Annotated in this window: 26 protein-coding genes and 1 tRNA gene; 6 read left to right on the forward strand and 21 right to left on the reverse strand. The window is 58.2% G+C overall.

Annotated elements, in window-relative coordinates:
- The 5 genes from PG5_RS34925 to PG5_RS17450 form a co-directional block, all read left to right on the forward strand.
- On the forward strand, window positions 1-156 hold a 156-nt coding region (locus tag PG5_RS34925), incomplete at its 5' end, for a hypothetical protein (protein WP_008054659.1).
- A 184-nt stretch (window positions 157-340) separates the two neighbouring features.
- A complete protein-coding gene (locus PG5_RS17435; RefSeq protein ID WP_020798448.1) occupies window positions 341-1,717 on the forward strand; it encodes an L-serine ammonia-lyase in 1,377 nt (458 codons plus the stop codon).
- 36 nt (window positions 1,718-1,753) lie between these two features.
- A complete protein-coding gene (gene gcvT, locus PG5_RS17440; protein ID WP_020798449.1) occupies window positions 1,754-2,878 on the forward strand; it encodes a glycine cleavage system aminomethyltransferase GcvT in 1,125 nt (374 codons plus the stop codon).
- A 403-nt stretch (window positions 2,879-3,281) separates the two neighbouring features.
- Window positions 3,282-3,494, forward strand: coding sequence for a cold-shock protein (locus PG5_RS17445; protein WP_007977299.1), 213 nt, complete (start codon window positions 3,282-3,284; stop codon window positions 3,492-3,494).
- Between the two features lie 95 nt (window positions 3,495-3,589).
- Window positions 3,590-4,078, forward strand: a complete 489-nt coding sequence (locus PG5_RS17450) for an RDD family protein (RefSeq protein WP_020798450.1) — start codon at window positions 3,590-3,592, stop codon at window positions 4,076-4,078.
- A gap of 135 nt (window positions 4,079-4,213) precedes the next feature.
- Here PG5_RS17450 and nadA read toward each other — a convergent pair whose 3' ends face one another.
- From nadA to PG5_RS17545, 19 genes are all read right to left on the reverse strand, one after another.
- Complete coding sequence (gene nadA / locus PG5_RS17455) at window positions 4,214-5,272, reverse strand: quinolinate synthase NadA (RefSeq protein WP_008054654.1); 1,059 nt, start codon at window positions 5,270-5,272, stop codon at window positions 4,214-4,216.
- Between the two features lie 271 nt (window positions 5,273-5,543).
- A tRNA-Lys gene (locus PG5_RS17460) sits at window positions 5,544-5,619 on the reverse strand.
- 63 nt (window positions 5,620-5,682) lie between these two features.
- A complete protein-coding gene (gene queC, locus PG5_RS17465; RefSeq protein ID WP_020798451.1) occupies window positions 5,683-6,375 on the reverse strand; it encodes a 7-cyano-7-deazaguanine synthase QueC in 693 nt (230 codons plus the stop codon).
- Between the two features lies 1 nt (window position 6,376).
- Window positions 6,377-7,024 carry a 7-carboxy-7-deazaguanine synthase QueE gene (queE, locus tag PG5_RS17470; RefSeq protein ID WP_020798452.1) on the reverse strand — a complete coding sequence of 216 codons (648 nt, stop codon included), beginning with the start codon at window positions 7,022-7,024 and terminating at the stop codon, window positions 6,377-6,379.
- 167 nt (window positions 7,025-7,191) lie between these two features.
- Window positions 7,192-8,037, reverse strand: a complete 846-nt coding sequence (ybgF, locus tag PG5_RS17475; protein WP_033040435.1) for a tol-pal system protein YbgF — start codon at window positions 8,035-8,037, stop codon at window positions 7,192-7,194.
- Window positions 8,038-8,043: 6 nt separating this feature from the next.
- Window positions 8,044-8,541 carry a peptidoglycan-associated lipoprotein Pal gene (pal, locus tag PG5_RS17480; RefSeq protein WP_003178634.1) on the reverse strand — a complete coding sequence of 166 codons (498 nt, stop codon included), beginning with the start codon at window positions 8,539-8,541 and terminating at the stop codon, window positions 8,044-8,046.
- Window positions 8,542-8,593: 52 nt separating this feature from the next.
- Window positions 8,594-9,874, reverse strand: coding sequence for a Tol-Pal system beta propeller repeat protein TolB (gene tolB, locus PG5_RS17485; RefSeq protein ID WP_173667181.1), 1,281 nt, complete (start codon window positions 9,872-9,874; stop codon window positions 8,594-8,596).
- 17 nt (window positions 9,875-9,891) lie between these two features.
- Entirely contained in the window at window positions 9,892-10,989 is a 1,098-nt protein-coding gene (gene tolA / locus PG5_RS17490; RefSeq protein ID WP_020798455.1) for a cell envelope integrity protein TolA, read from the reverse strand.
- Window positions 10,989-11,441 carry a protein TolR gene (gene tolR, locus PG5_RS17495; RefSeq protein ID WP_162276380.1) on the reverse strand — a complete coding sequence of 151 codons (453 nt, stop codon included), beginning with the start codon at window positions 11,439-11,441 and terminating at the stop codon, window positions 10,989-10,991. Before tolR ends, tolA begins: the two co-directional genes overlap by 1 nt.
- A 23-nt stretch (window positions 11,442-11,464) precedes the next feature.
- Window positions 11,465-12,160 carry a protein TolQ gene (gene tolQ / locus PG5_RS17500; RefSeq protein WP_007995636.1) on the reverse strand — a complete coding sequence of 232 codons (696 nt, stop codon included), beginning with the start codon at window positions 12,158-12,160 and terminating at the stop codon, window positions 11,465-11,467.
- Window positions 12,150-12,617: a tol-pal system-associated acyl-CoA thioesterase gene (ybgC, locus tag PG5_RS17505; RefSeq protein WP_020798457.1), complete on the reverse strand. Its 468-nt coding sequence runs from the start codon at window positions 12,615-12,617 to the stop codon at window positions 12,150-12,152. Before ybgC ends, tolQ begins: the two co-directional genes overlap by 11 nt.
- Before the next feature lie 127 nt (window positions 12,618-12,744).
- The gene (gene ruvB, locus PG5_RS17510; RefSeq protein ID WP_020798458.1) at window positions 12,745-13,806 is read right to left on the reverse strand and encodes a Holliday junction branch migration DNA helicase RuvB; all 1,062 of its coding nucleotides are present in this window, start codon (window positions 13,804-13,806) and stop codon (window positions 12,745-12,747) included.
- The gene (gene ruvA / locus PG5_RS17515) at window positions 13,807-14,415 is read right to left on the reverse strand and encodes a Holliday junction branch migration protein RuvA (protein WP_020798459.1); all 609 of its coding nucleotides are present in this window, start codon (window positions 14,413-14,415) and stop codon (window positions 13,807-13,809) included.
- A gap of 114 nt (window positions 14,416-14,529) precedes the next feature.
- On the reverse strand, window positions 14,530-15,054 hold the full coding sequence (ruvC, locus tag PG5_RS17520) for a crossover junction endodeoxyribonuclease RuvC (protein ID WP_020798460.1): 525 nt from the start codon (window positions 15,052-15,054) through the stop codon (window positions 14,530-14,532).
- Between the two features lie 158 nt (window positions 15,055-15,212).
- On the reverse strand, window positions 15,213-15,959 hold the full coding sequence (locus tag PG5_RS17525) for a YebC/PmpR family DNA-binding transcriptional regulator (protein WP_020798461.1): 747 nt from the start codon (window positions 15,957-15,959) through the stop codon (window positions 15,213-15,215).
- A gap of 128 nt (window positions 15,960-16,087) precedes the next feature.
- The gene (gene aspS, locus PG5_RS17530) at window positions 16,088-17,863 is read right to left on the reverse strand and encodes an aspartate--tRNA ligase (protein ID WP_020798462.1); all 1,776 of its coding nucleotides are present in this window, start codon (window positions 17,861-17,863) and stop codon (window positions 16,088-16,090) included.
- A gap of 109 nt (window positions 17,864-17,972) precedes the next feature.
- Window positions 17,973-18,194, reverse strand: a complete 222-nt coding sequence (locus PG5_RS17535; RefSeq protein ID WP_007977333.1) for an FmdB family zinc ribbon protein — start codon at window positions 18,192-18,194, stop codon at window positions 17,973-17,975.
- A gap of 136 nt (window positions 18,195-18,330) precedes the next feature.
- A complete protein-coding gene (locus PG5_RS17540; RefSeq protein ID WP_020798463.1) occupies window positions 18,331-18,669 on the reverse strand; it encodes a ribbon-helix-helix domain-containing protein in 339 nt (112 codons plus the stop codon).
- A 256-nt stretch (window positions 18,670-18,925) separates the two neighbouring features.
- On the reverse strand, window positions 18,926-19,396 hold the full coding sequence (locus tag PG5_RS17545) for a Dps family protein (protein WP_020798464.1): 471 nt from the start codon (window positions 19,394-19,396) through the stop codon (window positions 18,926-18,928).
- Window positions 19,397-19,702: 306 nt separating this feature from the next.
- Between PG5_RS17545 and PG5_RS35150 the strand changes: the two genes are divergently transcribed.
- The gene (locus PG5_RS35150; protein ID WP_020798465.1) at window positions 19,703-20,305 is read left to right on the forward strand and encodes a cold-shock protein; all 603 of its coding nucleotides are present in this window, start codon (window positions 19,703-19,705) and stop codon (window positions 20,303-20,305) included.
- A gap of 71 nt (window positions 20,306-20,376) precedes the next feature.
- On the opposite strand, the gene PG5_RS17555 is transcribed toward PG5_RS35150, so the two are convergent.
- A complete protein-coding gene (locus PG5_RS17555) occupies window positions 20,377-20,583 on the reverse strand; it encodes a SlyX family protein (RefSeq protein WP_007977339.1) in 207 nt (68 codons plus the stop codon).
- A 3-nt stretch (window positions 20,584-20,586) separates the two neighbouring features.
- Window positions 20,587-21,012: an HIT domain-containing protein gene (locus PG5_RS17560; protein WP_020798466.1), complete on the reverse strand. Its 426-nt coding sequence runs from the start codon at window positions 21,010-21,012 to the stop codon at window positions 20,587-20,589.
- Window positions 21,013-21,844 lie beyond the last annotated feature (832 nt).

Consider the following 21,844-nt stretch of genomic DNA (forward strand, 5'->3'; position numbering starts at 1 on the left):
GGCGAGTGGTCGCATCCGTATAGCCGTGAGCAGGCGGTTTATCCGGTTGCCTCGCTGATCGAAGGCAAGTACTGGCCGCCGGTCGGTCGTGTCGACAACGTCTTCGGCGATCGCAACCTGGTCTGCGCCTGCCCGTCGATCGAAAGCTACGCTTAAACCAACAGGGGGCGGGTTTACTCGCCCCTATCAAGCACACCACACCCCCTGTAGGAGCTGCCGCAGGCTGCGATCTTTTGATCTTGATCTTGAAAAAAACAAGATCAAAAGATCGCAGCCTGCGGCAGCTCCTACACAAAGCATCTCCCGTGAAACGCCTATAACAAGAAACCGGAGAACAACCATGTCGTTAAGCGTGTTCGACCTGTTCAAGATTGGCATTGGCCCCTCCAGCTCCCACACCGTCGGCCCGATGCGCGCAGCCGCACGTTTCGCCGAAGGTTTGCGCCGTGAAGGGCTGCTCACCGCGACCGCTTGCGTCAAAGTCGAGCTGTACGGCTCACTCGGCGCCACCGGTAAAGGCCACGGCAGCGACAAGGCTGTGTTGCTCGGCCTGGAAGGCGAACACCCGGATACCGTGGATACCGAAACCGTCGCCGCTCGCCTGCACGAAATTCGCGGCAATGGTCGTTTGAACCTCCTCGGCGAACACAGCATTGCGTTCAATGAGAAAGAACACCTGGCGATGATTCGCAAGCCCTTGGCCTATCACCCCAACGGCATGATCTTTCGCGCCTTCGACACCGCGGGTTTGCAAATCCGCAGCCGCGAGTACTATTCAGTCGGCGGTGGTTTTGTCGTCGATGAAGACGCCGCCGGCGCCGACCGTATCGTCGAAGACGCTACCCCCCTGACCTTCCCGTTCAAAAGCGCCAAGGACCTGCTGGGTCACTGCACCACCTACGGCTTGTCCATCAGCCAGGTGATGCTGACCAACGAAAGCGCCTGGCGCCCGGAAGCGGAAACCCGCGCCGGCCTGCTGAAGATCTGGCAAGTGATGCAGGACTGCGTCGCCGCCGGTTGCCGCAACGAAGGCATCCTGCCCGGCGGCCTGAAGGTCAAGCGCCGGGCAGCCGCGCTGCATCGGCAATTGTGCAAGAACCCCGAATCGTCACTGCGCGATCCGCTGTCGGTACTGGACTGGGTCAACTTGTACGCCCTGGCGGTCAACGAAGAAAACGCCAACGGCGGACGCGTGGTAACTGCTCCGACCAACGGCGCGGCCGGGATCATCCCGGCGGTACTGCATTACTACATGCGCTTCATCCCCGGCGCGAACGATGACGGGGTGGTGCGCTTTCTGCTGACAGCCGCGGCCATTGGCATTCTGTACAAGGAAAATGCCTCGATCTCGGGCGCCGAAGTCGGCTGCCAGGGCGAAGTCGGCGTGGCCTGTTCAATGGCGGCGGGAGCCCTTTGCGAGGTGCTTGGCGGCACCGTGCAGCAAGTGGAAAACGCTGCGGAAATCGGCATGGAACATAACCTCGGGCTGACCTGCGACCCAATTGGCGGGCTGGTGCAAGTGCCTTGCATCGAGCGCAACGCCATGGGCTCGGTCAAGGCCATCAATGCCGTGCGCATGGCCATGCGCGGCGATGGGCAGCACTTCGTGTCCCTCGACAAGGTCATCCGCACCATGCGCCAAACCGGCGCCGACATGAAAAGCAAATACAAGGAAACCGCCCGTGGCGGTTTGGCGGTCAACATTATCGAGTGCTGATGCGCGCTCATCTTCACACTTCTCCAGGAGCTGAATATGTCCACCGAACAACTGTTGAAAACGCCGTTGCACGCCCTGCACGTCGAATTGGGCGCGCGCATGGTGCCGTTCGCCGGCTATGACATGCCGGTGCAGTACCCGCTGGGCGTGATGAAAGAACACCAGCACACCCGCGAGCAGGCCGGCCTGTTCGATGTCTCGCACATGGGCCAGATTCGCCTGACCGGTGCCAATGCCGCCAAGGCACTGGAAACTCTGGTGCCAGTGGACATCGTCGACTTGCCGGTGGGCATGCAGCGCTACGCGATGTTCACCAACGAGACCGGTGGCATCCTTGACGACCTGATGGTCGCCAACCTGGGTAACGACGAACTGTTTTTGGTGGTCAACGCCGCCTGCAAGGACCAGGACCTGGCCCACCTGCGCAAGCACATCGGTGACCAGTGCACCATCGAGCCCCTGTTCGAAGAACGCGCCCTGCTCGCCCTGCAAGGTCCTGCCGCGGTGACCGTACTGGCACGTCTGGCGCCAGAAGTGGCAAAGATGACCTTCATGCAGTTCGCCCCCGTGAAACTGCTGGGCGTCGAATGCTTTGTCAGCCGCTCGGGTTACACCGGTGAAGACGGTTTCGAAATCTCGGTACCGGCCGCCAACGCCGAAGCCCTGGCCCGGGCCTTGCTGGCCGAGCCTGAAGTAGCGGCCATCGGCCTCGGCGCACGCGACTCCCTGCGCCTGGAAGCCGGCCTGTGCCTGTACGGCCATGACATGAACACCGACACCAGCCCGATCGAAGCCAGCCTGTTATGGGCCATCTCCAAGCCGCGTCGTGCCGATGGCGCGCGCGCCGGTGGCTTCCCTGGCGCAGAAAGTGTGTTCGCACAACAACAAACCGGTGTTACCCGTAAGCGCGTTGGCCTGCTACCGCAGGAACGCACACCTGTGCGCGAAGGTGCTGAAATCGTCAACGAAGCAGGCGAGATCATCGGCAGCGTCTGCAGCGGCGGCTTTGGACCGACCTTGGGTGGCCCTTTGGCCATGGGTTACCTGGACAGCGCCTACACCGCCATCGATACGCCGGTATGGGCAATCGTTCGTGGGAAAAAGGTGCCTTTGCTTGTAAGCAAAATGCCATTTGTTCCACAACGCTACTATCGCGGTTGATTGACTGTTCCTATAAGTAACGCGGTTGTGCTTACACTGCACTAATGTGTAACGCAACCGCCATAAAATAGTGCATCGTTTGGCTCTTAGCTTCGATTATGAACTTTGCTTATAACGATCGAAAACATCTGAACACCGTCAACGCATACGCCCGCGCTAGTTGTCAGTGGTGTCAGCAACCTGAGCAAATCCGGGGCCTCCAAAGGGGCTTGTTTTTTCTCCCGAAGTTGGCGTAGAGTTTGTTCACTGTGTTTGCATGGGTCGCTTGGAATCGTGACCTGGGCAGTAGCCTACAAGTTAGCTACATCCCGTTCGACGTCTTCTTACTCTCCTGCAACCAGCCCCAGTACTCTTTCATGAGAAAGAGACTGTCATTAATTTTTTGCGTCAAAGGAAATAAGAAATGTCCCAACGTCAGAGCGGTACCGTCAAGTGGTTTAACGACGAAAAAGGTTTTGGTTTTATCACACCTGAAAGCGGTCCGGATCTGTTCGTGCATTTCCGCGCCATCCAGGGCAACGGTTTCAAGAGCCTGAAAGAAGGCCAGAAAGTGACCTTCATCGCTGTGCAAGGCCAGAAAGGCATGCAGGCTGACGAAGTACAAGCAGAAGCTTAATCTTCTGTAACGAAAAAGCCCCTGATGCTGACATCAGGGGCTTTTTTGTGCGCGTAAATCCGTAAAATGGCTTCTTTTTGCGCCCAGAGGCTGCCATGTCGAAACACCTGCTCAAACCCCAGGGCGACTTCCCCGCCGTCGGCCTGGGTCGTCGCCTGGCAGCAATGTTCTATGACTTCCTGCTGTGCACCGCCCTGCTGATCGTCACCAGCGGCGTCTACAAGATGATCCAGATGGCGATCATCGGCGAAGAGAAAATGCGCACCCTGACCGAAGCCGGCGCGCTGGACGGTGATCCGCTGCTCTCGACGGTCTTGCTGTTCGTGCTGTTCGGCTTCTTCGCCAAGTTCTGGACCTATTCAGGGCAGACCCTGGGCATGCAGGTGTGGTGCGTACGGGTACAGAATGCCGATGGCTCATCCATCAGCCTGTGGCAGGCGCTGTTGCGCTTTGTAGTGGCGATCGCGTCGTTGCTGTGCGTAGGCCTGGGGTTCTTCTGGTCGCTGTTCGACAAGCAGAAGCGCAGCTGGCATGACATGTATTCCAACACCCAGCTGGTGCGGGTCCCGAAGAAGAACAAATAATTCAGCCATACGAAAACCACTGTGGGAGCGAGCCTGCTCGCGAAAGCGGTGTGTCAGTCACTATCAACTTTGACTGTTACACCGTCTACGCGAGCAGGCTCGCTCCCACAAGTTTTTTTTACTGAATGAGAGACCTCAGGCGTTGCCGGCCAGCTTCATCCGCGCCGCCTGGGTAAAGTCAAGCATGCGCTTGAGCGGCCGAATCGCCTGCGGAATCAACGCCGGATCAACAAAGATCTCGTTCGTCCCTTCCTTCAAGCTCTTGAGCGTGCGCTCAAGGGTATTCATCGCCATCCAGGGGCAATGCGCGCAACTGCGGCATGCCGCGCCGTTACCGGCCGTTGGCGCTTCGATAAAGACCTTGTCCGGGCACAGCTGCTGCATCTTGTAGAAGATACCGCGATCGGTAGCGACGATCAGGGTCTTGTTTGGCAGGCTCTGTGCCGCCGCGATCAACTGGCTGGTGGACCCGACGGCATCCGCCAGCTCGATCACCGAGGTCGGCGACTCCGGGTGTACCAGGATCGCTGCATCCGGATACAGTGCCTTCATGTCTTCGAGCTGCTTGGACTTGAACTCTTCGTGAACGATGCAGGCACCGTCCCATAGCAGCATGTCGGCACCGGTCTGACGCTGGATGTAAGTACCCAGGTGCTTGTCCGGCCCCCAGATGATGGTTTCACCGTTATCCATCAGGCTTTCGACGATTTCCAGCGCGCAGCTTGAAGTCACCACCCAATCCGCGCGGGCTTTGACCGCCGCCGAGGTATTGGCGTAGACCACCACCGTACGCTCCGGGTGCTGGTCACAGAACGCGGAAAACTCATCGACGGGGCAACCAAGGTCCAGCGAGCACGTCGCTTCCAGGGTGGGCATCAGGATGCGTTTTTCGGGGTTGAGGATCTTGGCTGTCTCGCCCATGAACTTCACACCGGCGACCACCACCGTCTTGGCCGGGTGGGCGTTGCCGAAGCGGGCCATCTCCAGCGAGTCGGAAACACAGCCTCCGGTCTCTTCGGCCAGGGCCTGAATCACCGGATCGCAATAGAAGTGCGCCACCAGCACCGCGTCCTGAGCCTTGAGCTCGGCAGCGATGGCGGCACGATAATAAGCTTCCTCATCGGCGGTCAGCGGCTTGGGCTGCTTGGCGTCGAGGTGGGCTTGAACCAGAAGGCGTTCGGAAATCTGCGTCATGTTCGCAAGACCTGCAGGCGCATTCGCGCGAAAGTCGAGTATACACCCGGCTCCGGACCCAACAGGGTACCGCCGGGAAAGTGAGTATTGATCAGGCACGGACAGCGTTGAAGCTGCGCAAGGCTACAGAATATCGGCAGGATGCAAAAGATGATTCTGACCTGCGCCCTGCAGTGCAGCAAAGGAACAGGCGAGCGTTAAATCGCAGGCAAAAAAAAACCCGGAAATCCTCACTTGCGTGGGCCTTCCGGATTTTCTAAACCGCCAAAAATGGTGGGTCGTGTGGGATTCGAACCTACGACCAATTGGTTAAAAGCCAACTGCTCTACCAACTGAGCTAACGACCCGCTGTGTGGTGGCGCGTATAATACTGATTTTTAAGGACTATTCAACACCTATTTTAAAATAATTCAAAAATAAGGTGTTGGGTCGCTGATTCCGGCCGCCGCAAAGCCTTCTGCACGCAGTCGGCAGCTGTCGCACTTGCCGCAGGCACGGCCGTTATCGTCGGCCTGGTAGCAGGAAACGGTCAGGCCGTAGTTCACGCCAAGCTTCACACCTGCCTGGACGATCTGTGCCTTGCTGAGGTTTTGCAGCGGCGCCTGAATCCGGAAGCCATTGCCTTCCACGCCTGCCTTGGTCGCCAGATTGGCCATGCGCTCGAACGATTCGATGAACTCGGGACGGCAATCCGGGTAACCGGAGTAATCCACCGCGTTGACGCCGATGAAGATATCCCGCGCACCGAGCACTTCCGCCCAGCCCAACGCCAGGGACAGGAATACCGTGTTACGCGCAGGCACGTAAGTCACCGGAATGCCCTCGCCCAACTCTTCCGGGATATCGATGCTGGTGTCGGTCAGCGCCGAGCCGCCCATTCCGTTCAGGTTAAGGCCGATGACCTTGTGCTCGACCACACCCAGGTCGCGGGCAACGCGTTCGGCGGCGTACAGTTCGGCGTGAGAGCGCTGGCCGTAGTCGAAGCTCATGGTGTAGCAGCTATAGCCTTCGGCACGCGCCATGGCCACGACGGTTGCCGAGTCCAGGCCACCGGACAACAGGATGACCGCGCGTTTTTCGGCAGTGTTGAGTGGTTCAGTCATTTCAGCGCCCCGGCTCGTCATTCCAAAGATATTTGTGCAGCTGCAATTGCAGACGCACTGGCAGGTTGTCCGCCACCACCCAGTCCGCCAGGTCTCGCGCATTGAGATCGTGGTGGCTTGGCGAAAACAGGACTTCGCCGGCACGCTGGTCCAGACCGTACTGGATCAGCTTGGACACGGACCAGTCATAGTCTTCACGCGAGCAGATGACAAACTTCACCTGATCGTTGGGCGTCAGCAGCTCGATGTTTTCATAGCGATTGCGGTGCGCTTCCTTCGAACCCGGGGTTTTCAGGTCGACAACGCGACTGACCCGGGAATCTACCGCCGAGATATCAATGGAGCCACTGGTTTCCAGTGACACTTCGTAACCGGCATCGCACAAGCGCTTGAGCAATGGAATGGCATTGGGCTGGGCCAGGGGCTCGCCACCTGTGACACAGACGTAACGCGGCCGAAAGCCGGCTACCTGCTCGAGGATATCGTCAAGGGTGCGAAGGGTCCCACCCGTGAATGCGTAGGCGCTGTCGCAGTACTGGCAACGCAGAGGGCAACCGGTCAGGCGCACAAAAACAGTGGGCAGGCCAGCAGTCCGCGTTTCCCCCTGCAACGAGTAGAAAACTTCGGTAATTCTCAATGTGTCTTGCATAGTCGCCACGGGCGTAACAGCTAAACAGGCTGTCCGCCTCCGTCAGGCACTTCAAGGAACCCCGGCAATGCGCAGGCCCCAAAAAGCGTGTTTCAGAAAATGGGCGTGAATTCTAACGAAAAAACCCGCGACAAGCGCGGGTTTCTTCGAAACGGGTCAAGCAGCCCTTACATTTTTTGCAAGTCACGCTGGGCCAGCTGAGCGGCGGAAGTGCCCGGGTACTGCGACACAACTTGTTGCAAAATGCCTTTTACCTTGTCGGGATGACCCAGGCGGCGTTCTACATCAGCGAGCTTGTACAGCGAGTCAGGCACTTTGGCGTGCTTGGGGTACAGTTGCGAAACCTTGGCAAATGCCTGACCCGCACCTTGCAGATCGCCTTTGGCCAGGTTCACTTCGCCCAACCAGTACTGGGCATTGCCTGCGTACTGGCTGTTCGGGTACTTGCGCAGGAAAGCGGCAAAAGCCTGGCTGGCCTTGTCGAAGTCCTTGGCCTTGATCAGGTCGAAGGCAGCGTCGTAATAGAGCTTTTCCTTCGCCGGATCTGCCGGCTCGCTACCCGCGGCGGGTGCTTGAGCGGCAGCCGCTCCCGCACCTGCAGCTGCGCCAGCTGCTGCACCAGGGGCATTCAAATCGCCACCGGTGGAAGAATTCTCAGGAGTCGCGGCTGGTGCAACGCCGGTTCCTATGCGCCGATCAAGATCCTGGTATCGCTCCAGGCTTTCCTGCTTCATGCGCGCTACATCATTTTGCAGAACCTCGATCGCACCTTGCTGGCGCTCGATCTGTTGCTGCATTGATTGCAGTTGGTTGAACAGCTCGCCCTGTGCCGAGACAGGGGCCGAAACCCCTCCCCCGGCATAGGCGCCGTTCGTACCGTAACCTGCAGGCGGATAACTGGTCCCGCTATTGTTATAGCCGGAATCGTTTTCGACCACAGGAACCGCAGCCCACGCCGCAAGCGGCGCGAGACTGAGAGCCAGGACAGTTACAGCACGACGGCACGTTCGCATGACGAATTACTTACGCAGTTCGACGCGACGGTTTTGAGCCCAGGACTGCTCGTCGTTGCCGGTAGCAACTGGACGCTCTTCGCCGTAGGAAACCAGTTCCAGCTGAGCTGGGGAAACACCTTGCAGTACCAGGTAGCGCTGAACGGCTTTCGCACGACGCTCGCCCAGTGCCATGTTGTACTCACGAGTACCACGTTCGTCGGTGTTGCCTTCCAGAACAACGCGAGCGCCGTTTGCTTTCAGGTCTTTGGCGTGAACGTCCAGAGCGCGCATGGCTTCTGGCTTCAGGTCCGAACTGTCGTATTCGAAGTAGAAAGTGGTGATAGCGCGCAGTGCAGCTTCTTCGCTCAGGGAGCCGTCAACTGCACCAGTGTTTGCGCCGTAACCAGCGTTTGGATCTACCGCGCCTTCACCGGCATTGTCGCCGCCTTTGGACGAGCAACCTACAGCTACAGCCATGGCCAGTGCCAGCGCAGCAAATTTACCAAACTTCAGCATTTCCATCGTGAAACTCCTAATGAACCCCAGTGTGTTAAGTACAACGTATAGCGCCGCGTCAGTTCAGGTAAGGGGACCAGGAAGGTTCTCTGACTTCGCCTTGAGCGGTAGGAAGCGGGAGCCTTACGCGTCCATTGATAGACACGAGCATCAAGACTCCCCGGCCCTGCTGGCGGGTGGCGTAGATTACCATGGTGCCGTTGGGCGCGACAGTGGGCGACTCGTCCAGAGTGCTATCAGTGAGGATTTTTACGCTACCGCGTTGCAAATCCTGGGCCGCCACCTTGAAATTGGTGAAACCTTCCTGACGATGGATCATCACCAGGGTCTTTTCATCAGCCGACAGCTTAGGGTTGGCGTTGTAGTTACCGACGAAAGTCACGCGCTCGGCACCACCGCCACCCACGCTGGTCTTGTAGATCTGCGGTTTGCCGCCACGGTCGGAGGTGAAGTAGATGGTCGAACCATCCTTGCCCCAGAACGGTTCGGTGTTGATGCCCTGGCCGTTGGTAACGCGACTGATCTGGCGCGAGCCCAGGTTCATCACGTAGATGTCCGGGTTACCGTCCTTGGACAATACGAATGCCAGGCGATTGCCATCCGGCGACCAGGCTGGCGCGCCGTTCAGGCCTTCGAAGTTGGTGATCTGCTCACGGCGACCGGTGTCGATGTTCTGCATGAAAATGCGCGGACGCTTCTGCTCGAACGAGACGTAGGCGATACGCTTGCCATCGGGGGCGAAACGCGGCGACAGGATCGGCTCGCGCGATTGCAGCAGGGTCACGGCACGGGCACCGTCATAATCCGAACGCTGCAGCGTGTAACGGGTGTTCTTTTCGGAGAAGCGCTCGGCCGTCACGTACAGCAGGCGAGTCGAGAACGCACCCTTGATACCGGTGAGTTTTTCGAACGACTGGTCGGCGATGTAGTGCGACATGTCGCGCAACTGATCGACGCTGCCCGACACGCTGCCGGTGAGCACTTGTTGCTCGGTGGCGACGTTGAACAAGGCGTATTGAACCTGCAGGCGACCGCCCGCTGGCGCAATGCTGCCGACCATGACGTACTGGGCGCCCAGCGCCTTGAAGTCACGGAAGATGATTTCGCTCGCCTGGCTTGGCTGGCTGATCATGTTCTGTTTTGGAATCGGCGAGTAGTAACCCGAGTTGCGCAGGTCGTTACCGATGATTTCCGCCATGTCGTCCGGCAGCACGCTGCCGCCCTGGTTGCCGAACGGCACGACTGCAATCGGAGTAGCCCGATCGCTGCCGCTGGTGACCAGAATGTTTTTCTCATCTGCCATCGCGATCCCTGCCATGCAGCAGATCACGACGAGCATTCCTCGAAGGAGGTTTCTCACGGGGCTAGATCCTCAGGTGTGAATGTCATCTTGAATGAACGATACGGAGCAAAATCGCTCGGCTTCATTCCCTGCATTTCTGTCAAACGTCCAATATTCTTCACTGCCGCTACGGCTGAAGCGTCAAACGGACCGTCGCCACTGGACTTGAGCACCTTGACCGAAGTCACCGTACCGTCCGGCAACATGCCGATTTGCAGCTGAACCGTCATGCCTTTGCGGGCCGAAGGTGGACGAGCCCAGCCTTCCGCTGCACGCAATCGAATCAGATCATCGAAGCTGCCGGCGACTTCGTCGCCCTGCTCATCCGCCAAGGCCTGCTGACGCTGAGGCGTGTCGGAAAGCAAATCTGCCAAGGCCTGGGCCTTCTTGTCTTCGGCGGATTTACGCGCCGCATCCTGCGCTTTCTTCTTCGCAGCATCGGCAGCAGCTTTCTTCTTCGCTTCTTCGGCGACTTTCTTCTTCGCCTCTTCAGCTTCAGCTTTCTTCTTGGCGTCTTCAGCGGCTTTCTTCTTCGCGTCTTCGACGACCTTTTTCTTCGCTTCTTCAGCGGCCGCTTTCTTGGCCTCTTCTTCAGCAGCCTTCTTGGCTTCTTCTTCCGCTTTCTTCTTGGCTATATCAGCCAATTGTTTCTCTTCTGCCTTCTTGGCTTCGGCGGTCTTCTTCGCTTCATCGGCTTTCTTGGCTTCGTCGGCCTTCTTGGCCTCGTCAGCCTTCTTCGCCTCTTCAGCTTTCTTCGACTCGTCGGCCTTCTTGGCTTCCTCGGCCTTTTGAGCCGCTTCTTCTTTCTTTTGTTCCGCAGCCTTCACCGCTTCCTGTTCGACCTTCTTCTGTTCCAACTGCTCGACTTCGGTCTGGCGCGCGGCGGATTTCTTCGCCTCACCCGCAATCTTCTGATTGGTCTGGGTGGTTGCCTGACTTTTCGATTTCAACTGGTACAGGGTCGCCTGGACAATCGGCTTGGCCGGCGGCAACTCCGGAGTGAAGGCAAAACTGACAAACAGCATGCCGAACACCAGCACGTGCAAGCCAATCGCCCAGACACTAGGCCAGAAGTAGCTTTCCGAGGCGGACGGCTCTCGCTGTTGCTGCATCAGGGCGCCTCGGTAATCAAGCCAACATTACCGACGCCGGCTTTCTGCAACCCGCCCATCGCGCCCATGACAGACCCGTAGTCGACGCTCTTGTCGCCACGAATGAAGACCTGGGTACGCTTGCCGCCTTCGTTGCCCACGCGAATGATCTTGGTCACCGCGTCAGTCATCTGCGGCAGGGTCATGGCGCGGTCTTGTTGCTTCTCTGTATCGACTTCGCTGCCAAGGTTCCAGTAGTAGGTCTTGTCAGCCTTGATCGAAATGGTCAGGACCTGGGTGTTGTTGTCCTGCGGCAAGGCTTCGCTGGAAACCTTGGGCAGATCAACTTTCACGCCCTGATTGAGCATTGGCGCGGTCACCATGAAGATGACCAGCAGCACCAACATCACGTCGATGTAGGGCACCACGTTCATCTCGGCGACCGGCTTGCGCTTTTTGCGAGCTCGAGCGATTAAAGCCATTGGGAATTACCTGCTTATTCTTCGCTGGTGTGCACTTTGCGGTGCAGGATCGCCTGGAATTCATCGGCGAAGGTGTAGTAACGGCCCAGCAAGGTTTCGCTGCGGGCAGCAAAACGGTTGTAAGCGATAACGGCTGGAATGGCGGCGAACAGACCGATCGCGGTGGCGATCAGGGCCTCGGCGATACCCGGTGCAACAGTGGCCAGGGTGGCTTGCTGGGCAGTTGCCAGGCCACGGAAGGAGTTCATGATGCCCCAGACGGTACCGAACAGACCGATATACGGGCTCACGGAACCGACGGTGGCGAGGAACGGCAGGCTCTGCTCGAGCTTTTCTTCTTCGCGGGAAATGGCAACGCGCATGGCACGGGCCACGCCTTCCATGACCGCTTCCGGGTCAACGCCTGGCTGCTGGCGCAAACGGGAGAATTCCTTGAAGCCAGCACGGAAGATTTGTTCGACGCCGGAATCCGGGTCCGGGTTGCTACCCGCCTGGCGGTAGAGTTTGGACAGGTCGATACCCGACCAGAAGCGCTCTTCGAAGCTCTCCAGGGCGCGTCGACCGGCACGCAGCAGGTTGCTGCGCTGAAAGATCATGATCCATGAGGTCACCGATGCGGCTACCAGGGTCAGCATTACCAGTTGCACCACGATACTGGCATTGCTGACCAGGCTCCACATGGAGGAATGGTCGACGACGTTAGCTTCCACGCTTTATCTCCTGCTTTGAGTGTGTACCCGCGCCGCTCACGGCGACAAAGGCCGCTCGTAGAGCTTCGGGAATGGCCCGGGGTTTTAAACTTTCAGTGCGCACACAGGCCACCAGAAACTGCCCTTCACAGAGCAATACATCATCGGTGGCCCGTCTGACCTGCTGCTTGAAGCGCAGGCTGGCACGGTTCAATTCGACTACTTCAGCGCTTACCAGCAGCTCGTCGTCCAGTCGCGCCGGCGCGTGATAGCGCGCTTCGCTGGAATGCACGACGAACAACAGGTCCTCCCCGGCAAGCGAAGATTGGGCAAAGCCCAGCTCTCGCAGTCGCTCGGTTCGAGCCCGTTCCATAAACTTGAGGTAATTGACGTAATACACGATGCCGCCCGCATCGGTGTCCTCGTAATAAACGCGACAACGATGTGCGAAAGGCTCAAGCCCGTTTTGCGCGCGCATACTCTAGTGCTTACTCCTCGGGTTGCCAATCCGGCCAGGCAACTGTTTTTCAATGTTCTGCGGCTTTCGCGCAAAAGTACGGTCCTGGGACCACACAATGCCCGAAAAAATCAGCTCGCAATGTTAATTAATCGTCCACGGCATCAGGAAACTCGTCTACCACGGGCATCTCGCCCAATCGTGACGGAATGTTTAAGCCGAAGTGCAGATACGCATGTCGCGTCACTACCCTGCCCCGCGGGGTACGCATGATGTAGCCCTGCTGGATCAGGTAGGGCTCCAGCACATCTTCAATGGTGTGGCGCTCTTCGCTGATGGCTGCGGCCAGGCTGTCCACCCCGACCGGCCCGCCATCGAACTTCTCGATCATGGTCAGCAACAGGCGCCGGTCCTGGTGATCGAAGCCACGCTCGTCGACATCCAGCAGGTTCAGGGCCAGGTCGGCGATTGGCTTGGTGATATGGCCCTTGGCACGAACTTCTGCGAAGTCACGCACCCGGCGCAGCAAGCGGTTGGCGATCCGCGGGGTACCGCGGGCACGCCGCGCGATTTCAAAAGCGCCTTCCGGATCCAGTGGCAAGCCAAGGATGTTCGCCGAGCGGCTGACAATCGTCGACAGGTCGGCGTTGCTGTAGAACTCCAGGCGCTGGACGATGCCGAAACGGTCACGCAGCGGGTTGGTCAGCATCCCCGCCCGCGTGGTCGCACCGACCAGCGTGAACGGCGGCAAATCAAGCTTGATCGACCGCGCGGCAGGCCCCTCGCCGATCATGATATCGAGCTGGAAATCCTCCATCGCCGGGTACAGCACCTCCTCGACAATCGGCGACAAACGATGGATTTCATCGATGAACAGCACATCGTGTGGCTCAAGGTTGGTCAGCAACGCCGCCAGGTCGCCTGGACGCTCGAGGACCGGCCCCGACGTGCTCTTGATCGACACGCCCATTTCCTGGGCGATGATATTGGCCAAGGTAGTCTTGCCCAGGCCCGGCGGACCGAAGATCAAGGTGTGGTCAAGGGACTCGCTACGCCCTCGGGCGGCCTGGATGAACAGTTCCATTTGCTCGCGAACGGTCGGCTGGCCGATGTATTCGGCCAGGCTGACGGGACGTATCGCGCGGTCCTGGACTTCCTCGCGATCACGGGGGGCACCCGTGGCAGCGATCAGACGATCAGCTTCAATCACTTAGATCATTCCCTTCAGGGCACGACGAATCAGGTCTTCGCTGCTCAAGCCTTTCTCCTTGATGGCGGAAATCGCCTTGCTGGCTTCCTGCGGCTTGTAACCGAGGGAGATCAGCGCACTGACCGCGTCGTTTTCGGCGGTATTGACCGGCGCAGGGGCATCCGGCTGGTTAGGCACCAGGGCAAACATGGCTGGTACGGTTTCCCAGGCCTTGAAGCGATCCTTGAGCTCCACCAGCAGGCGCTCGGCGGTTTTCTTGCCCACGCCCGGCACCTTGGTCAGCGCCGAGGTATCCTGGGACTGCACGCAACGCACCAGTTCGTCGACTTCCAGGCTCGACATCAAGGCCAGGGCCAGTTTCGGCCCTACACCATTGAGACGGATCAACTCGCGGAAAAAGTCTCGCTCACGCTTGCCGACGAAGCCATAGAGTAACTGCGCGTCTTCGCGCACGACCAGATGGGTGTGCAGCGTCAGCGGCTCACCGACCGACGGCAGGCGATAAAGCGTGGTCATGGGCACTTCCAGCTCATACCCCAGGCCGTTTACATCCAGAATCAGGTGCGGCGGCTGTTTTTCAGCCAGTGTGCCGCGCAAGCGTCCAATCACGTTACAGATCCTTGAGCGTTGACCAGCCCTGGGCCAGCGGCTGACAGAACAAGGGTTTTGCGCCGACAACCCAGGCGCATGCCCCTCATTCCAGAAAAATGATTGCTGATGCTATCAGAGACGCAAGCGCCCGCCACGACTGCGTGCCGCGCCCAGGCCATGGGGCAACAGGCTGGAGCGGGTGTGCGCATGGCAAATGGCAATGGCCAATGCGTCGGAGGCGTCGATTTGCGGTTTACTGGTCAGCTTCAGCATGTGCATGACCATCATCTGCACCTGCTCTTTGTTGGCTGCGCCGGTACCGACCACAGCCTGCTTGACCTGGGTGGCCGTGTATTCGGCAATTTCCAGGTTTTCTTCTGCGCCGGCCACGATGGCCGCGCCACGCGCCTGCCCCAGCTTCAGGGCGGAGTCGGCGTTGCGGGCCATGAACACCTTTTCGATGCCCATGGTCACCGGACCGTAGGTCTGAATGATTTCCCGTACACCGCGATAAACGATCTGCAGGCGCTCGTGCAACTCGCCGGCGCCGGTGCGGATGCAACCGGAAGCCACGTACTCACAGCCACGACCGGTATCGCGCACCACACCATAACCGGTAATGCGCGAACCGGGGTCGATACCAAGAATTAAAGTCATAACGCCTGTGAGTTAAGTAAAAGCACGCCATTAAAGACTGCGCAGAACAAATGTGGGAGCGAGCCTGCTCGCGAATGCGGACTTTCAGGCAGCATGGTTGCTGAATTTGAAGTCGCTTTCGCGAGCAGGCTCGCTCCCACACTGGATCGCAGTCGCCGTTAACCGAGCTGTGCGGCGACCGACTCCGGGATGTCCGCATTGGAGTAGACGTTCTGCACGTCATCCAGGTCCTCGAGCATATCGATCAGCTTGAGGATTTTTTCTGCGCCTTCCAGATCCAGTTCGGCACTGGTGGTCGGCAACATGACGATTTCTGCGTCATCACCTTTGAATCCCGCCGCTTCCAGCGCGTTGCGCACCGCATAGAATCCGGTGAACGAGGTGAACACATCGATAGAGCCGTCTTCGTTGCTGACCACGTCATCGGCATCGGCTTCCAGCGCAGCTTCGGTCAAGGCATCTTCATCGACGCCTGGCGCAAAGCTGATTTGCCCCTTGCGTTCGAAAAGATAGGCCACAGAACCGTCAGTGCCGAGGTTGCCGCCGCACTTGCTGAACGCATGGCGAACAGCCGCCGCGGTCCGGTTGCGGTTGTCCGTCATGCATTCGACCATCACCGCCACGCCGCCGGGACCGTAACCTTCGTAAGTCAGTTCTTCGACGTTGTCGGCTTCGGTCGCGCCAGCGCCACGAGCAATGGCGCGATCAATGATGTCGCGGCTCATGTTCGCACCAAGGGCCTTGTCCAGCGCCAGGCGCAGGCGCGGGTTGGAGCCCGGATCGCCACCACCCTGACGGGCCGCGACGGTCAGCTCACGAATCCACTTGGTGAAGATCTTGCCTCTCTTGGCATCCTGACGTTCTTTGCGGTGCTTGATGTTCGCCCACTTGGAATGACCTGCCATAACTCGCTCCGAATTCTCTTTGACACATTGCCCGCCCCGCTGCATCGCTTCGGCCGGCAAACAAAAATCTTGGATTGCTCTACATATGCAGAAAGGGCGCATCCGCAGATGCGCCCTTCAGGTGAACCTTACTCTGCCTTGGGCGTTTCGCGCAGACGAATGTGCAGTTCACGCAATGCCTTGGCATCGACCTGACCCGGCGCCTGAGTCATGACGTCCGCCGCGCTCTGGGTTTTCGGGAAGGCGATCACTTCACGGATCGACTGGGCACCGGTCATCAACATCACCAGGCGGTCCAGGCCGAAAGCCAGGCCACCGTGCGGCGGCGCGCCGTACTTCAGGGCGTCGAGCAGGAAGCCGAATTTCTCTTCCTGCTCCGCTTCATTGATACCCAGCAGACGGAAGACCGACTGCTGCATCTCTTTGCGGTGAATACGGATCGAACCGCCACCGAGCTCGGTACCGTTCAATACCATGTCGTAGGCACGGGACAGGGCGCCAGCCGGGTTGGCTTCCAGCTCTGCCGGGGTGCACTTCGGCGCGGTGAACGGGTGGTGCAACGCGGTGAAGCTGCCGTCGTCGTTCTCTTCGAACATCGGGAAGTCGACGACCCACATTGGCGCCCACTTGCAGGTCAGCAGTTCCAGGTCGTGGCCGAGCTTGATACGCAGGGCACCCAGGGCTTCGCTGACGATCTTGGCTTTATCGGCACCGAAGAACACGATATCGCCATCGACCGCACCAACGCGATCGAGGATCACGTTGAGGTTGGCTTCGGGAATGTTCTTCACGATTGGCGATTGCAGGCCTTCGACGCCTTTGGCGCGCTCGTTGACCTTGATGTACGCCAGGCCCTTGGCACCGTAGATACCGACAAACTTGGTGTAGTCGTCGATCTGCTTGCGCGGCATGCTTGCCCCGCCTGGAACGCGCAGAGCGGCGATGCGGCATTTAGGGTCGTTGGCCGGGCCGCTGAACACCTTGAAATCGACTTCCTTGAGCTGGTCGGCAACGTCCACCAGCTCCAGCGGGTTACGCAGGTCTGGCTTGTCGGAACCGTAGCGGCGCATGGCTTCTTCGAACGTCATGTGCGGGAACTCGCCGAATTCCAGACCCAGCACTTCCTTGAACAGGTTGCGGATCATTTGTTCGGTCAGGCCCATGATCTCTTTTTCATCGAGGAAACTGGTCTCGATGTCGATCTGGGTGAATTCCGGCTGACGGTCGGCACGCAGGTCTTCGTCACGGAAGCACTTGGCGATCTGGTAGTAGCGATCGAAGCCAGCCACCATCAGCAGCTGCTTGAACAGCTGTGGCGATTGCGGCAGGGCAAAGAACGAACCGGCGTGGGTACGGCTTGGCACCAGGTAATCACGTGCGCCTTCAGGAGTGGCGCGGGTCAGGATCGGCGTTTCGACGTCGAGGAAACCGTTCTCGTCCAGGAAGCGACGGATACTGGTGGTCATGCGCGAACGCAAGCGCAGCTTCTCGGCCATTTCAGGACGACGCAGATCCAGGAAGCGATAGCGCAGGCGGGTTTCTTCGCCGACGTCGGAAAACTCGTTCAGCGGGAACGGCGGGGTTTCCGACTCGTTCAGCACTTCCAGCTCATAGCCCAGGACTTCGATCATGCCCGACGCCATGTTGGCGTTGGTGGCACCGGCCGGACGCAGGCGAACCTTGCCGGTGATCTTCACGACGTACTCGCTGCGCACGCGATCGGCGGCGGCGAAGGTTTCAGCGCGGTCCGGATCGAACACCACCTGGGCCAGACCATCACGATCACGGATATCGAGGAAAATCACCCCACCGTGGTCACGGCGACGGTGGACCCATCCGCAAAGGGTAATTTCCTGGCCGTCCAGGCTTTCGTTCAGTTGGCCGCAATAATGGCTGCGCATCATGGTAGTGGTTTCACTTCTCGTAATTCGACATTCGTTTGGAGCTCCTGCGCCGATCCGCTGGCGGATGACGCAAGAGCTCGCGCGTGTGGTTCAACTCAGGTCCTGAAACCTAGTCAGCTTTGTCGCCGCCGGCCAGGTTCTTCTTGGAACCGGTCTTGAAATCGGTCTCGTACCAGCCTGTGCCGCTGAGGCGGAAGCCAGGCATGGACAGCATCTTCTTAAGCTCTGGCGCCTGGCACGCAGGGCAGTCGACCAACGGTGCATCGCTGATCTTTTGAATGGCTTCCAACTGATGACCACAGGAAGCACATTGGTAATCGTACATCGGCATGGGGGTTGTCTCGGCGATCAGATTGCTACCGCGCACGCTGGGTTTTGCGGCAAAGAGCGGGATTATATCCATTAAATGCAGCCTGTGCAGCCGTAAGACTGCACAGATCGACACACTGCCCTTTGATACATCAGGTTCAAGCCAGAACCGGGCAACGCCCCTCCTTGCGACTGTGGACAACACAGACCACCCGCACCAGCCCGCTGAAATTTCTCACCCCGCCATGACGCAAATGCACTTGGCGATCGACATGGGACAGCAACGCGCTGACCGAACAGCTATTGACCCTGGCCATGTCGGCTAAAATATCCCAATACACCTGCTCAAGCCGCAAACAGGTGGCAAAGCCATTCAATCGCACCGATCGGGACAACGGCCGGGCCAACCCCATATCGAACTCACTGACAAATGGATCGACCGTTATATCCTTGGTCTGCCCGCCCCGCCCCTCAGCTCTCCTGCCTTCATATTCCATATCGCTGACACTCCTTTGCCATTTGCGGTTTCTATAAGAGCAATGTGAGTGCTTATAAAAACGCCAGGGCAAAGTTATAGCCAGATGACTTTATGACCATCCGCGTAGGATAAGCCAACAACGGAAGGCGGATGAGGGAGAGCGTCCTAGTCAGGCACTTTTCCTACAGCAACGAGCGAAGATTCGCTCAAGCAACTGGGCGCCATTCTGACGAAAAGGAGCGCGCGAACAACAATGCCATCCACGCGCCGATGCCTCATTGATCCAAGAGTGCGCGCAGCATCCACGCGGTTTTCTCGTGGACCTGCATGCGTTGGGTCAGCAGGTCAGCCGTAGGCTCGTCGCTGACCTTTTCGAGCAACGGGAAGATCCCTCGGGCGGTGCGCGTGACAGCCTCCTGGCCCGCCACCAGCTGCCTGATCATGTCTTCGGCAGCCGGCACACCCTCTTCCTCCTTGATGGAAGACAAGCGCGCATAAACGGAATAGGCGCCCGGGGCCGGGAACCCGAGCGCGCGAATTCGCTCTGCAATCGAATCGACCGCCAAGGCCAACTCGTTATATTGCTCCTCGAACATCAAATGCAGGGTGCGAAACATCGGGCCGGTGACGTTCCAATGGAAGTTATGGGTTTTCAGGTAAAGCACATAGGTGTCCGACAGCAGACGAGAAAGTCCGTCGACGATGGACTTGCGATCCTCTTCACTGATACCGATATCGATTGCCATGTTTTTCCCCTAAAGGTGATGAAGTTCATCCAACAGGTGCAGGACCACTCTAGCAAGCCTGTCGCCAGGCTGCAGCCCGCAAGCCTCGGCGGGCGACAGCAAGGGCCGCGATGAACCGCTGGACTCCTTGATTTGAGTAGCCTGCAGCTTTGCTGTTAAATAGACCGCGTGTCGTCAGTGCCTATTTTTTCGGGTGCTACGCATAGGCTGATACCGGGCACGTGTCCAACGCCTCTTATTTATTCCGAAGCGAACCGTGCGCCATCAGCTCTTCCTTGTGAGCTGTCTTAACGTGAGTTAATCAAAATGTTGAAAATCGTCCACCTGCTGATAGGCGCAGCGGCCTTGCTGCTGTCCTTCTTCCCTAGCCTGCGATCCGAAGCCCTGCCTTACCTGCAACAACCCGAGGCGCTGTACCTGGCCTTTTTCGGCCTGCTCAACCTGACACTTGCTCCAGTTATCCCTTACTGGAACAAAGGCCCGCGCCATCAATTGCAGAATCTGGTCAGCGCCCTGCTGGTGTTGGCTGTCGTCCTGCAAACCCTGACGCTGATCGCAGAGATTTCGGTCATTGCCGGTCAGCCTGCCGTGCTGTTCAGCCTGGTTGCAGCCCTGATCGCTGTTGCCCTGCACCTGGCCATCAGCTTCTACAAATCGTCACCGGCCGCCGCTTCGCCTAGCTATGACATGAGCAACCGCGATACCGGTACCGTCAAGTGGTTCAATACCTCCAAAGGCTTCGGCTTTATTTCCCGCGACTCCGGCGATGATATTTTCGTGCACTTCCGGGCCATTCGCGGTGAAGGCCATCGCGTTCTGGTCGAAGGCCAGCGCGTCGAGTTCTCCGTCATGAATCGTGACAAAGGCCTGCAAGCCGAAGACGTCATCGCCGCCCTGCCGCGACGCTGATCAACGGCAACAAAAAAACCGCGAACGAGTTCGCGGTTTTTTTATGCCTGCGTTTCTTCCAGCGCTACTGCTTAATAATGCGGCGGTGGCGCTTCTTCTTCGAAAGACTCGAACTGGCCGACCATTTCCTCTTGCCGCTTGAGGAGCGCGGCCATTTGCAGCTGCAGGCGTTCGACAACCCGCTGCTGCGCCACCAGGACATCATTCAATGCCTGGATGGTGTCATCCTGAAACGCCAGGCGGCTTTCAAGGTCGGTGACGCGCTCTTCGAGGCTCATGATTCAACCCTCCTCAAACTTGAAATCATCGGTCAACACCAGACGCAGCCGTTCGCGAATCGCCTCGACCTGCTCTGCACTGTAAGGTTTGGCCGGGTGCTTGCCCCAGATAGGTGCCGGCCAGGCCGCGTCTTCATGCTTGCGCACGATCACATGCATGTGCAACTGACTGACCACGTTGCCCAGGGCAGCGACGTTCAGCTTGTCGGCATCGAACGAGTCCTTGAGCAACTCTGCCAACGAGGTCGTTTCCTGCCACAGCTGCTGCTGATCGGCGACACTTAACTGAAATATCTCGCTGATATCGTCCCTGCGTGGCACGAGGATGAACCAGGGATAGTTCGAATCATTGGACAGCAGCAACCGACAAAGCGGGAAATCGCCAATCGGTAGTGTGTCTTGTTGAAGTCGTGGATCTAAAGCGAACACTGCACATACTCCCGCCAGGTCATCATTATTCAGCTTAGCGCCCATCCAGTGAGATCGTACGCCAAGCCACTGGACGGCAGCATACCTTGCCAGCTTTGCTGTGAACCACCGCCCACGCTGTTCGAGGATCCACAAATGGTACATGCGCGCCCCGAGATGAGACATTTCCTGCGAAAAAGCACCAATATAGAACCAATGGGCTGCAAAAAACGCGAAAATGACCAGAACGCTACGGCCCGCCCACGTCACCTAAAAACTCCGACTGTTTGAATTCAGTACAGTCATTGAAATTTTTTGCACCAAAACCGCACAGTACGTCTACGCTGAGTGCTTCGCATATCCGCCATTTACTCACTGGCGGGGTGAACCGGTAACGCTTTTGCATGTCACGCGGCCAGACATGGAGGTCAAACACGATGCCCACCCCTACGTCAAGCTTGAAATAAAGCAGCATGAGCCCCCCGGTTTTATGAGGTTTTTACCGCTTCAAGCAGCCAGACAGAAAAAAACATCGATGGAGTTCTGATTTGTGCACGCTTGTTGCATTGATACCCACATCGTCTATAAGGCACCGCGGGAAGCGGCCAGCCTCAAGACCAAAAAAAACAGTGGCAGGGTAGCCCGATGGAGATTCAAACGTTTCACCAGGGACTCTTTTTATCGATGCGCCAGTCCAGAAAAACAGCATTAAAGTTGTCAGTCCGGTTGCATCGGGGCTGTAAATTTGCGACATCTAGCTAGCCGTTTACGACAGGGTCGTAAAGAAGCTGAAAGGATAGATGCGCAAGTATCGCCAACATTGTCGGCGTGATATAAGTTTGCGCCGACACAA

The organism is Pseudomonas sp. G5(2012) (genome assembly GCF_000408945.1).
Lineage (GTDB): Bacteria > Pseudomonadota > Gammaproteobacteria > Pseudomonadales > Pseudomonadaceae > Aquipseudomonas > Aquipseudomonas umsongensis.

Bases quoted from the DNA above. Each gene is read 5' to 3' on its own strand.
- PG5_RS17435 (WP_020798448.1), top strand. From the start codon at position 341: ATGTCGTTAAGCGTGTTCGACCTGTTCAAGATTGGCATTGGCCCCTCC.
- gcvT (WP_020798449.1), top strand. From the start codon at position 1,754: ATGTCCACCGAACAACTGTTGAAAACGCCGTTGCACGCCCTGCACGTC.
- PG5_RS17445 (WP_007977299.1), top strand. From the start codon at position 3,282: ATGTCCCAACGTCAGAGCGGTACCGTCAAGTGGTTTAACGACGAAAAA.
- PG5_RS17450 (WP_020798450.1), top strand. From the start codon at position 3,590: ATGTCGAAACACCTGCTCAAACCCCAGGGCGACTTCCCCGCCGTCGGC.
- nadA (WP_008054654.1), bottom strand. From the start codon at position 5,272: ATGACGCAGATTTCCGAACGCCTTCTGGTTCAAGCCCACCTCGACGCC.
- queC (WP_020798451.1), bottom strand. From the start codon at position 6,375: ATGACTGAACCACTCAACACTGCCGAAAAACGCGCGGTCATCCTGTTG.
- queE (WP_020798452.1), bottom strand. From the start codon at position 7,024: ATGCAAGACACATTGAGAATTACCGAAGTTTTCTACTCGTTGCAGGGG.
- ybgF (WP_033040435.1), bottom strand. From the start codon at position 8,037: ATGCGAACGTGCCGTCGTGCTGTAACTGTCCTGGCTCTCAGTCTCGCG.
- pal (WP_003178634.1), bottom strand. From the start codon at position 8,541: ATGGAAATGCTGAAGTTTGGTAAATTTGCTGCGCTGGCACTGGCCATG.
- tolB (WP_173667181.1), bottom strand. From the start codon at position 9,874: ATGCTCGTCGTGATCTGCTGCATGGCAGGGATCGCGATGGCAGATGAG.
- tolA (WP_020798455.1), bottom strand. From the start codon at position 10,989: ATGCAGCAACAGCGAGAGCCGTCCGCCTCGGAAAGCTACTTCTGGCCT.
- ybgC (WP_020798457.1), bottom strand. From the start codon at position 12,617: ATGCGCGCGCAAAACGGGCTTGAGCCTTTCGCACATCGTTGTCGCGTT.
- ruvC (WP_020798460.1), bottom strand. From the start codon at position 15,054: ATGACTTTAATTCTTGGTATCGACCCCGGTTCGCGCATTACCGGTTAT.
- PG5_RS17525 (WP_020798461.1), bottom strand. From the start codon at position 15,959: ATGGCAGGTCATTCCAAGTGGGCGAACATCAAGCACCGCAAAGAACGT.
- aspS (WP_020798462.1), bottom strand. From the start codon at position 17,863: ATGATGCGCAGCCATTATTGCGGCCAACTGAACGAAAGCCTGGACGGC.
- PG5_RS17535 (WP_007977333.1), bottom strand. From the start codon at position 18,194: ATGCCGATGTACGATTACCAATGTGCTTCCTGTGGTCATCAGTTGGAA.
- PG5_RS17540 (WP_020798463.1), bottom strand. From the start codon at position 18,669: ATGGAATATGAAGGCAGGAGAGCTGAGGGGCGGGGCGGGCAGACCAAG.
- PG5_RS17545 (WP_020798464.1), bottom strand. From the start codon at position 19,396: ATGGCAATCGATATCGGTATCAGTGAAGAGGATCGCAAGTCCATCGTC.
- PG5_RS35150 (WP_020798465.1), top strand. From the start codon at position 19,703: ATGTTGAAAATCGTCCACCTGCTGATAGGCGCAGCGGCCTTGCTGCTG.
- PG5_RS17555 (WP_007977339.1), bottom strand. From the start codon at position 20,583: ATGAGCCTCGAAGAGCGCGTCACCGACCTTGAAAGCCGCCTGGCGTTT.